This window comes from Pseudoalteromonas sp. HL-AS2, from assembly GCF_031198805.1.
In the GTDB taxonomy this organism is placed as follows: Bacteria; Pseudomonadota; Gammaproteobacteria; order Enterobacterales; family Alteromonadaceae; genus Pseudoalteromonas; species Pseudoalteromonas nigrifaciens.
This window is the reverse complement of record NZ_CP133571.1, coordinates 1,442,210-1,455,246: the sequence shown is the minus strand read 5'-3', so window position 1 is coordinate 1,455,246 and position 13,037 is coordinate 1,442,210. Positions and strand designations below refer to the sequence as shown.

Sequence of the window (13,037 nt, the reverse complement as noted above, 5' to 3'; positions counted from 1 at the left end):
TTAAGCGTGATGGGTGTTGGTAGCGCTGTAAAGTAAGTTAGCTTCTTTCCAGCCACTAATACGAGACTTTTTACTATTAGAAACAACTGTATACCAAGGTAGTGCCGTGCTTATAGCTTTAGGTTGTAAATAAAACTGCCTTGCAAGCGTATGAATAAAAAACTCATAAATAACGTCGTATTCAGGCTCTGTTTGCGCACTAAATAAAAACAACGATGAATTACTGGCAGTTAGCCTAGGTTGCAGTGCATCAAACGCTGTTTTATTAGGCTTAGTTTGTTGTTTAGCATGCAATACTTTAACTAATATGGAGGGGTGACTTATATCTAATGAAACATTACCTAATGAAGTAGCATCTAATGAAGTAGCATCTAATGAAGTAGTATCTAGTGAGAAAGGAGCTGCTGAAAAAGCAGCAGATATTAAAGTAGAATTTGCAGTGTTTAAACCATGTTTAACTGGCGCGGCTTCGCTACATGCACTAAAAAGTGCAGTAACAAGCAAAAATGCAGTTAAAAACAAACGAAATTTAAACATCAATTTTCAAACTTTAATTAAGGATTACTAGTATATAAGGGCAGCTATTTAAAATACAATAGTCTAATTAAGTATTTAGCTTGATGAAAAATTAAATCCACAGCAATTTATACCCATTATAAAAACCGAGATCATTCATGCGCTCTAAACAAAGCTCAGTAAAACGCCCCGACGCAATGAACCTGCGCCAAAGTATAAAAACACTTTGGCCTTATATCACACAATTTAAAGGGCGAGTTTTTATTGCAGCTATGGCACTGGTAGGCGCTAAAGGTGCTACTTTACTTATGCCGTGGGCACTAAAAGAAATTATTGATAGCGTTGATAAATCTATTCACCCAGTGCTTTTTATTCCTACCCTACTGCTTATTATGTACGGTGCACTGCGCTTTGCCAGCGTATTTTTAGGTGAAATACGCGATGCGGTTTTTTCGCGAGTTACCGAACACGCCATGCGCGACATAGGCCTAAAGGTGTTTAAGCATTTGCATTCGCTTGAACTGGCTTTTCATTTAGATCGACAAACCGGTGGCATAAGTCGCGATATAGAGCGTGGCACCAGCGGTTTGAGCTTTTTAATGCGATTTTTAATGTTTAACATTGTGCCTACTCTATTTGAAATTCTTACCGTTGCATTAATTTTTGGCACTTTGTTTTCTATCTGGTTTGCGCTTATAACCCTACTTGCAGTTGCCATATATATTACCTTTACAGTAACCGTAACCCAGTGGCGCAATCGCTTTATTCGCGAAGCTAACACCGCCGACAACTTAAGTAATACCCGCGCTATCGACAGCTTACTAAACTACGAAACAGTAAAATACTTTAACAATGAAGAGTTTGAAGCCAGCACCTACGACACCTTTTTAGCACGCTGGGAAAAAGCCCGATTAAAAAACCGCATGTCGTTATTGGCACTAAACTCTGGGCAAGCGTTAATTATAGCCAGCGCCATTACCGCACTTATGTGGTTAGGCTCAAGCGAAGTAGTAACCGGTACACTTAGCATTGGTGAACTCGTAATGATAAACGCGTATATGATCCAACTGTTTTTACCGCTTAACTTTTTAGGCTTTGTATATCGCGAAATAAGACGCGCCCTTACCGACCTTGAAAACATGCTTGGGCTGCTCAACAAAAAACCACAAATTGCCGACACTCCTGCATCACAACTACTAACACTCTCTAAAGGTGAGGTTAGCTTTAACAATGTAAGTTTTAGTTACGATGCTAACCGCCCTATTCTTAACAATGTTAGTTTTAGCGTAAAACCCGGCACTAAGGTAGCAATAGTCGGTGCAAGTGGCGCAGGAAAAAGCTCATTAGCTAGGCTCTTGTATCGTTTTTATGAGGTGTCATCTGGTAGTATCACGATAGATAAGCAACCTATAAACACCGTAACTTTGCACAGTTTACGCCAAGCTATAGCCATAGTGCCGCAAGATACCGTGCTATTTAATACTTCAATACGCGAAAACATTGCTTATGGCAGGCCAACAGCCAGCGAGGCCGAAATAGATCAAGCCATTGCTATGGCGCATTTAACAGCGTTTATAAACAGCCTTGATAAAGGCGATAAAACCTTAGTAGGCGAGCGCGGTTTAAAAGTGTCGGGCGGCGAAAAACAACGCATAGCCATTGCCCGCGCAATCTTAAAAAAATCGCCTATTTTAATTTTTGACGAAGCCACCTCAGCCCTCGACTCCCATGCCGAGCAAGCTATTTTAACGGCTATGCGCGCTGTCACACAAAACCATACCAGCATAGTGATTGCCCATCGCTTATCAACCATAATCGATGCCGATAATATTTTAGTATTGCATAAAGGCGAGCTTCTTGAGCAAGGCACACATTCTGAGTTACTAGCCCTTAACGGCCAATATGCGCAAATGTGGCAATTGCAGCAAGAACAAGCAAAAAACACATAAATACCATTAATATTGCTCGTATAAAGGCTTTATTTGCTATTTTATCGACCTCTAGGGTGATTCACCTCAAAAGGTTTGTTTAGCAGCCTCTTATAAATAACAATTACTAAAATAACCTGAACCTAGGTTAAGATAATATTTACAATAATAAAAAATATTAATTAAACAGAGTGAAAGCTCAGGGGAACACAATGAAAAAGAGTTTAATTGCAGCTGCATTAGCTGCCACATTTATTAGCGGCTGTTCAGAGCCACAAACATCAAAAACGCAAGTACAACCAGCACCTACTGCACCAATAGCCGCAACAACAGAAAAAGCAGAGTTGGGTAGTTTTGGTGTTGATTTAGCTGCACGTAACGAAGCGGTTAAACCAGGCGACGATTTTTTTATGTACGCCAGTGGCACTTGGTATGACAATTACAGCATGCCTGCTGATAAAACCCGCTATGGCGCATTTTCGGCATTGGCCGAGCGCAGCGAAGACCGCGTTAAAGTAATTATTGAAGAAATTGCCGCGCGTAAAGACTTAAATGCCGATGAAAAACTAGTAGCCGACTTTTACAACGCCTACATGGACACCAAAGCACTTAATAAGCTAGGCATAACACCAATTAAGCCGCTTTTAACGCAAATAAGTGAAATATCATCAACCGACGACTTAGCCAAAATGTTTGGTCAGTCTTGGTTAACCGGTGTTAAAGCCCCGCTTGGTGGTGGCATGTGGTTTAACCGCTTAGATCCTAATAAATACGAAATGTCGTTAGGTGCTGGCGGTTTAGGCTTACCCGATCGTTCATACTACCTTGAAGACTCAGAACGTTTTGTTAATACGCGTAGCGCCTATGTGGCTCATATTGCCGACATGCTTAAATTTGCCGATGCAGATAACGCCAATGAGCGCGCACAGGCAATTTTAGAGCTAGAAACCAAAATTGCACAAGGCCATTGGCCACGCGAAAAGCGCCGTAACCGCGACCTTACATTAAATCAAATTAAACGCGACGAGCTAAGCACTGCCTACCCTGACTTTAACTGGGATGCATATTTTGCTCAAACAGGCTACAAAGTACCGCAGTTAAATGTATCGCAACCCGAGCCAATAAAAGCCATGATTGAATTAATCAATCAAGAAGACTTAGCGGTATGGAAAGATTATTTAACCTACCACGCAATAAGTGGTAACGCTAACTTGCTCTCTGAAGATATTTTTAATACTAATTTTGCATTTTTTGGTAAAGAGTTAAATGGTCAGCAAGAGCCTCGTCCGCGTTGGAAGCGTGCTATAGATGAAATGTCGAGCACCAATTCACTTGGTTTTGCTATTGGTAAAATATACGTAGCACGTTATTTTCCTGAGTCGTCAAAACAACAAATGTCTGAACTGGTCGAAAACTTGCGTACCGCATTAGGTGAGCGTATTGATAACCTAGAGTGGATGGGCGCAGAAACCAAAGTAAATGCGCGCGCTAAACTAGCTGCATTTGTACCAAAAATTGGTTACCCAGATGTATGGCAGTCTTACGAAGGTTTAACTATTAGTAATAACGACTTAATCGGCAACGTAAAAAACATGCGTGAGTTTTTTCAAGCCGAAAGCGTTGCAAAAGAGCTGCAAAAAACAGATCGTAACCGTTGGGGTATGACACCACAGCGCGTTAACGCTTACTACAACAGTTCATTTAACGAAATTGTATTTCCAGCGGCAATTTTACAACCACCATTTTTCGATCCAAATGCCGACGCAGCAGTAAACTACGGCGGTATTGGCGCAGTAATTGGCCACGAAATGGGCCATGGTTTTGACGACCAAGGTTCTAAATCAGACGAAAACGGGATCCAACGTAACTGGTGGACTGATGCCGATCGCGCCGCATTTGACGCAAAAGCCGACCAGTTAGCAGCGCAGTACAATAAGTATGAGCCAATTGAAGGTAACTTTGTTAACGGGCGTAATAGCCTAGGTGAAAATATTGGTGATGTGGGTGGTTTAGCCATGGCTTATCATGCCTACAAACTGAGCTTAAACGGTAAAGAAGCACCGGTTATTGACGGTGTTACTGGCGATCAGCGTTTCTTTCTTGCTTGGGCACAAGTATGGAAAGAAAAACGCACCGAGCAAAGCATGTTAAATCAGCTACGCGGTGGCACGCATGCGCCGGGTCGCTTTAGAGCACAAGCCCCGCGTAACCACGACGCATGGTACAAAGCATTTGATGTAAAACCAGGCGATGAATTGTATCTTCCTGAGGATCAACGCGTACGCATTTGGTAATAGAGCGCTAAATTGCAATTAAATATAACCCGCCATTGCGGGTTATATTTTTTCTGCTCAGTGTTTTTATAGCCTTTAGCATAAAACTCAACCCATCCTGTTTTTATCTGCATTAATCTATTTAATAGTTACTAGCCCTACCCCACATTTACCTTTAAACTATGCCCCTGAAAATTATTTTAATACTTATATTTAAAGGCGAAACGCAGATGGGAAGAGCTTACCAAAACAAAAAAGATTCAATGGCTAAAACTGCGGGTGCTAAAACTAAAGTTTATTCTAAGTACGGTAAAGAAATTTATATTTGTGCTAAAAATGGCGGTACCGATCCAGACGGTAACTTATCGCTACGTCGTTTAATTGAGCGCGCTAAAAAAGACCAAGTACCGGCGCATGTTATTGACCGCGCAATAGACAAAGCAAAAGGCGGCGGCGGTGAAGACTACGTAGCCACACGTTACGAAGGTTACGGCCCGGGTAACTGTATGATTATTGTTGATTGTTTAACCGACAACAATAAACGTACCTTTGCTGATGTACGTGTTTGCTTTACTAAAGCTAACGCTAAAATTGGTGCACAAAACTCGGTTTCGCATTTATTTGATCACCTTGCAATTTTTGTATTTGACGGTGATGACGACGAAACAGTACTTGAAGCACTAATGATGGCTGATGTAGATGTAACCGACGTAGAAGTTGAAAACGGCAAGGTAACTGTATTTGCACCACATACTGAGTACAACAATACTCGCACAGCACTTGAAGAAATGGGCGTTACTGAATTTGACGAAGATTTAATTTCGTTTGTACCCCAAATAGCAGCGCCTATTGAAGGCGAAGATGTTGAGGTTATGGAGCGCTTTTTAGCTATGCTAGAAGATTGCGACGACGTACAAAACGTTTACCACAACGCAGAGTTTTAAGCGTTAATAATAAAACGTGATCAAAGGCCAACTTAGTTTGGCCTTTTTGTTTTTGTAAAATGGATTAGTTAATTTTGAATACCCTTGAACAACTACGCAGCGGTGCTTTAAGCGGTGCTCGCCACTTACAATTGGTGGAAAACCTCACTGATTTCCCAAAAGAAATTTTTACCCTTGCCGACACCCTAGAAGTACTCGACCTATCTAATAATAACCTGAGTGATTTACCCGCAGAGTTTGCCAGTTTAACCCGCCTTAAACGGGTGTTTTTATCGTTTAATCAGTTTAAGCATATTCCCGCTGTTTTAGCGCAATGCCCAGCACTTGTTATGATCGCGTTTAAAGGCAATCAAATTAGTGAGTTTGCCCAGCATAGCCTGCCGCTTACAACACAGTGGTTAATATTAACCGACAACCGTATTGAGCAATTACCCGCATCATTCGGCGAGCTTAAACAGCTGCGCAAACTTGCTTTAGCGGGTAACCGGTTACGCACTTTGCCAAGCAGTATGCAGCAGTGTACAAACTTAGAATTAGTGCGCTTATCTGCCAATAACTTAACGCACCTAGATAACTGGTTATTTGAGTTACCAAAGCTTACTTGGCTGGCCTTTGCTGGTAACACCTTTAATAAAGCCCAGTGCCTAACAAAAAGTAGTTTAGAGAATAAGCCACTGAGTGATTACACATTACAGCACGTTATTGGCCAAGGTGCCTCTGGGGTTATTCACCTTGCAAAAGCAGCAAATAAAGCGGTAGCTATTAAGTTGTTTAAAGGCGCAATTACCAGCGATGGTTATCCGCTTGATGAAGTTAATTGCTGCTTGCAGGCAAATGAACATGCCAATTTAATTAAGGTACTTGCCTATATAGAGCAAGGCAGCCAACTTGGTTTAGTAATGGAGCTAATAGATAATAGCTTTAGCAATTTAGGATTACCGCCAAGTTTACAAACGTGTACTCGCGACACCTTCGCAGATGGCTGTAATTATAGTAGCCAAGCTATTTATAAAATTGTGCAACAAATGGCCAGTACCCTACAACATTTGCATGCAAATAAAGTAAGCCATGGCGATGTATATGCGCATAACACTATGGTAAACCAAGACGCAGATGTGTTATTTGGCGATTTTGGTGCAGCAACTAATTTAGCTATGTTGAGTGAGTATCAGCGCCAGCAAATGCAATTAATTGAAGTACGCGCGCTAGGTTGTTTAATTGATGATTTACTAAGTGTTTGCAGCGACAATAATGCAATAGCAGTTAAGCTTGCGCAACTAGCTAAGCAATGCATGACAACTGATATTATACAGCGCCCCACACTTTCGCAGTTAAGCACACAGCTAACTACACAGTTATAAAGTAAAGCGTAGTAAATTTATAAATGGCACAAAAAAACCACGCAATGCGTGGTTTTTAACGTTATTTATATAACCTTAAACTCTAAAATTATAAAAACTTACCTAACGCTTTAACTTGATCTAACATGCGGTTTGAAAAACCCCATTCGTTATCGTACCAAGCCATAACTTTAACCAATTTACCATTCGCTCTGGTTTGTGTTGAATCAAACACACAAGACGCTGGGTTATGGTTAAAATCAATAGAAACAAGCGGCAGCTCATTATATTGCAAAATGTCTTTCATTGAGCCCGTTGACGCTTCTTTCATAATTGCATTAATTTCTTCAATGCTGGTATCGCGCTTCGCAATAAACGTAAAATCAACCAAAGAAACGTTAATTGTAGGCACACGTACCGACATACCATCTAACTTGCCTGCAAGTTCAGGTAGCACTAAACCAACAGCTGCAGCTGCGCCAGTTTTAGTTGGGATCATCGACTGCGTTGCACTACGTGCACGGTATAGATCAGGATGATATACATCTGATAAGTTTTGATCGTTGGTATATGCATGAATAGTGGTCATACTGCCTTGATCAATGCCTACCGTGTCGTTAATTGCTTTAGCAATCGGTGCTAAACAGTTAGTAGTACACGAAGCGTTTGAAATAATTTGGCTTTGTGCATTAAGTACTTCGCTGTTAACGCCATGCACTACGGTTGCATCCATATCTTTGCCCGGTGCCGAAACAATTACTTTTTTAGCGCCAGCAGTAATATGCTTAGCGGCTGCTTCGCGCGAAGTAAACAAACCTGTACACTCTAAAACAATATCAACATCGAGTGCTTTCCACGGTAAATTTGCTGGGTCGCGCTCTTGCGTTAAAGTAATAACATCGTCGCCAATTAGCATAGTGTTATCGGCTAGCGTTACTTTATGAGCAAATTGTCCGTGTACTGAGTCAAATTGCGTAAGATGAGCATTAACATTAGCTGGGGCTAAATCGTTAATTGCAACAATTTTAATCTCATTATTTTGTGCCGACTCGTAAAGTGCACGCAATACATTGCGACCTATACGGCCATAGCCATTAATTGCTACGTTAATCATTTTTGACTCCTATTTACTTCACAAGCTTGTCGAGCAAGCGCTTCAATAGCTTGCCAGTCTTTATTTTCAATTAGTTGTTTATCTAACATCCAGGTACCACCCACACAAATAACATTATTTAGTGCTAAGTAGTTAGGTGCAGTAGCGAGCGTTATGCCGCCCGTTGGGCAAAAAGTAATATCGGGTAATGGCCCACCGATTGATTTAAGCATGGCGGTTCCGCCTGCGGCTTCTGCCGGAAAAAACTTTAAATACTTAAAACCGTGCGACGCTAGTTTCATAACTTCGCTTGGCGTAGCAGCGCCTGGTAAAAACGGGATATCGCTCGTTTTTATCAGTTCAAGTAGCTCGTCACTAACCCCTGGGCTTACCATAAAGTCAGCGCCTGCAGCTACTGAAGCATCAAAGCTGGCTTTATCAACTACCGTGCCTGTGCCAACATAGGCCTCAGGTACGGCTGCTTTCATTAATTTTACGGCTTCTGCCGCAATGGGCGTGCGCAAAGTGATTTCCAGCGCTTTTAAGCCACCGTTATATAAGGCTCTAGCAAGTGGTGCTGCATCTTCTAATTTTTCGATTACCACTACTGGCACAACTGGCGCCGATGCTAATATTTTTTCAATACTCATTACGTGTTCCTCATTACCCACAATGGCTGATTATTCTTCAATTCCGAAAGCACTCGCACCTAAATCGGCGCTGCTTACGATATTTCTAAATCCGGTAAATAACTCTCGGCCTGTGCCAAAGGTTAAGCTTGGTAGGCTTAATTGCAGTTCACGTTTAGCAAGCTCTTCATCGCTAACATGTACTTTTAATATGCCGTTTGGTGCATCTAAAGTAACTAAATCACCTTCATGAATTTTAGCAATTATGCCGCCTTCAACTGCTTCTGGCGCTAAGTGAATCGCCGCAGGTACTTTACCCGATGCGCCCGACATACGACCGTCAGTTACAATAGCTACTTTAAAGCCTTGATCTTGTAGCGTTGCCATTACAGGTGTTAATTTATGTAGCTCTGGCATACCTTTAGCTTTAGGGCCTTGCTCTTTTAGCACTGCAATAAAGTCTTGGTTTAATTCGCCGCGGCTATAAGCATCTTGTAACTCACCTTGCGAGCTAAATACTTTAGCTGGGGCGGTAACTACTTGATGTTCAATTGCTACTGCCGATACTTTAATAACCGCTTTGCCTAAGTTACCCGTAAGCAGTTGTAAACCACCTTGCTTACTAAACGGATTACTCACTGGGCGAAGTACATCTTCATCGTGTGAGTTATCAGGGCAAGCTACCCATTTAATTTTGCTTGGGCCGGTTGCATCACTCATTATTAAGCTGTTGTCTTTATCAAGACGCGGCTCGGTCATGTAGGGTGCTAAACCATCGCCTAGCATAGTTTTAACGTCGGTATGTAAGTAGCCTGTGCTGGCAAGTTCACGCATTAAAAAGCCCATGCCACCGGCTGCTTGAAAATGATTTACATCAGCAGAGCCATTAGGGTAAATACGCGTTAATAGTGGAACCTCAGCTGATAAATCAGACATATCTTTCCACGTTATTTGAATACCTGCCGCTTTGGCAATAGCCACAATGTGAATGGCGTGGTTAGTAGAGCCACCAGTAGATAGCAAACCAACCAAACCATTTACTATGGTTTTTTCGCTGATCACATCCGCTAAACACGGGCTGTCTTTATCGTCGGTTAATTGCTTAAGCATGGTTTCTACCGCATTACCGGTTAAACCATCGCGAAGCTCTGTGTATGGGTTAATAAACGAGCTACCAGGAAGGTGTAAGCCCATTATTTCCATTAACATTTGATTTGAGTTAGCAGTACCGTAAAAAGTACAGGTACCAGCACTGTGGTAAGACGCGCTTTCGGCTTCTAGCAAGTCTTCACGGCTTACTAAGCCTTGCGCAAACTTTTGACGAATACGGGCTTTTTCTTTATTTGGAATACCTGATTGCATTGGTCCTGCCGGTAAAAAGAACACCGGTAAATGGCCAAACGACAGCGCACCAATTAATAACCCTGGGACTATTTTGTCGCATACGCCTAAACAAAAAACGCCATCAAACACATCATGCGATAACGATATTGCCGTAGACATAGCAATTACATCGCGTGAAAAAAGTGACAATTCCATGCCGTCACGCCCTTGCGTAACGCCATCACACATTGCTGGTACGCCGCCTGCCACTTGAGCTGTAGCGTCGTATTTAGTAGCAATGCTTTTAATTAAATCTGGGTAATCTTTATAAGGCACATGTGCCGAAAGCATATCGTTATATGAGTTGATAATTGCAAGGTTTGGTTGCTCATCGGCTTTTAAACGCGCTTTGTCATCGGTGCTACACGCAGCCATAACGTGGGCAATATTACCGCAGCCTAATCCAGCACGAACTCTTGTTTGTTTTTTTGCGTGCGAAATGCGATCTAAATAAGCTTGGCGGGTTGCTTTACTGCGCGTAATGATACGTTCGGTGACTTCTTGAATTCGTGGATGCAACATAATTAAACTCAGCTCTATTCGTTAGAGGATAAAGGCTCAGTGGCAATTAAAGACTCCACGTAATTAATTGCACTGAGCATCTTTGGCTTACCCGTTCAAAGGTACCTTATCAGAGGGCCTCTCACAACCACCCTGACACCGGTGTCACTGTATTAACGCACGACCATGACACCGGTGTCAACCCTGTCTAATAAAAATAGTCACTTTTTTTAACATAGCCAACTATTTTTTATAAATAGTCATTTAATAATGTTGGCTGTCGTTATATTTAACGACAGCCAACAAAAAGCCCGAATATGCTTTGTGCACATTCGGGCTACTGTAAATATTCGTTTTAAGTTGAGTTTATTTAACCTGCGCCGTCGACTCGCGAGTAATTAAACGCGCCTCTAGGGTCACCTGATACGCAACCTCTTGTGGCTGAATAATATGAGCAATAAGCTGAGTAACCGCTTGTTTGGTCATTTCTTCAACTGGCTGCGCTATGGTAGTTAACCCAGGCCAAATATGGCGTGCTATAGGGGCGTTATCAAAGCCAGCAATTGAAATATCATCGGGCACACGTAAACTGCGTTGAGTTGCTAATTTAAGTACGGCGGCTGCCATGTAATCGTTTGAAGCAAATACTGCGGTTGGCCGTGGCGATAAATCTAAAATACTACGGGCACTGTCTACCCCTGAATGATAACTAAAGTTACCCTCTTCTACTAAACGTTCTTCAAATTCAATACCATGGCTTGCTAACGCCCGTCGGTAACCTTTAAAACGCTGTTCAGTGGCACTGTGATCGGGATGACCTTTAATAAAAGCAATTGATTTATGGCCCAGTGTAATTAAATGCTCGGTTATTTCAAATGCCCCTTGCTCGTCATTGCTGCGCACCGAAATCGAATCATCTTCAAGTACTGCAGAGGCAACGCGTGCATAAGGTATTTTTTTCGATTTTAAAAAATCAGCTAGTTCAGCAAAGTCCGAAAAAGGCGGCGTTAATACAATGCCATCTAAGCGTGATGACTGCAGTAACTGATCAATATTATTGATTAGTGCTTCACCGCGCAGCTCACAAGGATGAATTAATAAATTGTAATTGTTTTCTTGGCAGGCAGCCAATGCGCCTGTTTGCACGCGGGTAATATAACTTTTACTTGGATTATCGTAAATACAACCAATAATAAAACTGCGATTTTGAGCAAGACCACGGGCAATAGGATTAGGCGTATAATCAAGCTCTTTAAATACTTTAAGTACCTTTTCACGGGTAGCTGCACTTACATTTGGCTCGTTATTTAACACCCGAGAGACTGTTTTTTTAGAAACCCCCGCATAACTCGCTACACTATTTATGGTGACTTTTTTCATCTATTTACTTCCAAATACCAGCAGCATTATTCCTGCTTACTATTATGCAAACACGCCGCAGCGCCAATCAAAGGTATATTATCTTGGGTTACTAGCGTAACAGGAACTTGCCCGTTATATTGCGACATAATACCTTTTTGTGAAAAACGTTCAACAAAACGACTCTCTAACAAGCGCGATTGCATGCGTGGCAATATACCACCGCCAATAAATAAACCGCCCAACGCACCATAAGCTAATGCTAAATCGCCTGCGGCACTACCAAGCCAGTCACAAAACTGGTTTAGAGTTGCATCGCAAACCTCACACTCGCCGGTATTGGCTAAATTACTAATTTGCGCGGCATCTAAATGCTTAGCAGTAATACCTTTAACCGCCGCCATCGCTTTATATAAATGGGCAATACCCGGGCCTGAAAAAACAGTTTCTAAAGACACATGCGGATGTTCTTTGCGTAATTCTATAAGTAACTTTGCATCTAAATCGGTAACGGCAGCCAGCGATATATGCCCGCCTTCAGAGCTAAGCACCGCACTAGACTGCGCTGTTCTAACTAGGCAAGCTGCACCAAATCCTGTGCCTGGGCCCATAACTGCAATGTTTGAGTTTTCATCGGCTTGCCCTGCTTTAATAACCACATTTTGGTTACTATCTAAATAAGGGGCAGCGTAGGCAAATGCAGCAAAGTCGTTAATAACTTCAAGCTGCAAAAAAGAAAAAGCCTGTTTAAACTCACTAACGCTAAAATGCCAACCTAAATTAGTAAGATGCACCTGCCCTGCTTTTATAGGGCCTGCCACCGCCAAACACGCGCGCACCGGTTTAATGTGAGGCACAGTTGATAAATAATGGCGTGTTGCATTTTGTAACGAGCCAAAGTCGGCGCTAGGAAAGGTATGATTATATTCTATAACAAATTCGTTTTTTGCTGCATCAAAGGCAGTAATTAGTGCAAACCGCGCATTGGTACCACCAATATCGGCAACTAAAATAGGATCAAATTGGGCAGAAGAGTGTAAGCTCATAGTGTTATCTCTTTTGTATAATACT

The 13,037-nt window shown here is 42.0% G+C and carries 10 protein-coding genes; 4 read left to right on the top strand and 6 right to left on the bottom strand.

What is annotated here, in order from left to right:
* A complete protein-coding gene (locus tag RB215_RS06920) occupies positions 1-537 on the bottom strand; it encodes a hypothetical protein (RefSeq protein WP_309217084.1) in 537 nt (178 codons plus the stop codon).
* Positions 538-674: 137 nt separating this feature from the next.
* On the opposite strand from RB215_RS06920, the gene RB215_RS06915 reads away from it, so the two are divergent.
* The 4 genes from RB215_RS06915 (at position 675) to RB215_RS06900 (ending at position 7,022) form a co-directional block, all read left to right on the top strand.
* Positions 675-2,465 carry an ABC transporter ATP-binding protein/permease gene (locus RB215_RS06915; RefSeq protein WP_309217082.1) on the top strand — a complete coding sequence of 597 codons (1,791 nt, stop codon included), beginning with the start codon at positions 675-677 and terminating at the stop codon, positions 2,463-2,465.
* Between the two features lie 191 nt (positions 2,466-2,656).
* Positions 2,657-4,738: a M13 family metallopeptidase gene (locus RB215_RS06910; RefSeq protein ID WP_309217081.1), complete on the top strand. Its 2,082-nt coding sequence runs from the start codon at positions 2,657-2,659 to the stop codon at positions 4,736-4,738.
* A gap of 209 nt (positions 4,739-4,947) precedes the next feature.
* Positions 4,948-5,661, top strand: coding sequence for a YebC/PmpR family DNA-binding transcriptional regulator (locus RB215_RS06905; protein ID WP_011328051.1), 714 nt, complete (start codon positions 4,948-4,950; stop codon positions 5,659-5,661).
* 74 nt (positions 5,662-5,735) lie between these two features.
* Positions 5,736-7,022, top strand: a complete 1,287-nt coding sequence (locus RB215_RS06900) for a leucine-rich repeat-containing protein kinase family protein (RefSeq protein WP_309217080.1) — start codon at positions 5,736-5,738, stop codon at positions 7,020-7,022.
* A gap of 88 nt (positions 7,023-7,110) precedes the next feature.
* Here RB215_RS06900 and gap read toward each other — a convergent pair whose 3' ends face one another.
* The 5 genes from gap to glk form a co-directional block, all read right to left on the bottom strand.
* Positions 7,111-8,115 (bottom strand): type I glyceraldehyde-3-phosphate dehydrogenase, encoded by a 1,005-nt coding sequence (gene gap, locus RB215_RS06895; protein ID WP_011328049.1) that lies wholly within the window; start codon positions 8,113-8,115, stop codon positions 7,111-7,113.
* On the bottom strand, positions 8,112-8,744 hold the full coding sequence (eda, locus tag RB215_RS06890; protein ID WP_011328048.1) for a bifunctional 4-hydroxy-2-oxoglutarate aldolase/2-dehydro-3-deoxy-phosphogluconate aldolase: 633 nt from the start codon (positions 8,742-8,744) through the stop codon (positions 8,112-8,114). Before eda ends, gap begins: the two co-directional genes overlap by 4 nt.
* 30 nt (positions 8,745-8,774) lie before the next feature.
* Positions 8,775-10,628, bottom strand: a complete 1,854-nt coding sequence (gene edd, locus RB215_RS06885; RefSeq protein ID WP_309217079.1) for a phosphogluconate dehydratase — start codon at positions 10,626-10,628, stop codon at positions 8,775-8,777.
* 345 nt (positions 10,629-10,973) lie between these two features.
* Positions 10,974-11,987, bottom strand: a complete 1,014-nt coding sequence (locus RB215_RS06880; protein ID WP_309217078.1) for a LacI family DNA-binding transcriptional regulator — start codon at positions 11,985-11,987, stop codon at positions 10,974-10,976.
* A gap of 26 nt (positions 11,988-12,013) precedes the next feature.
* Positions 12,014-13,012: a glucokinase gene (glk, locus tag RB215_RS06875; protein WP_011328045.1), complete on the bottom strand. Its 999-nt coding sequence runs from the start codon at positions 13,010-13,012 to the stop codon at positions 12,014-12,016.
* Positions 13,013-13,037: the final 25 nt, after the last annotated feature.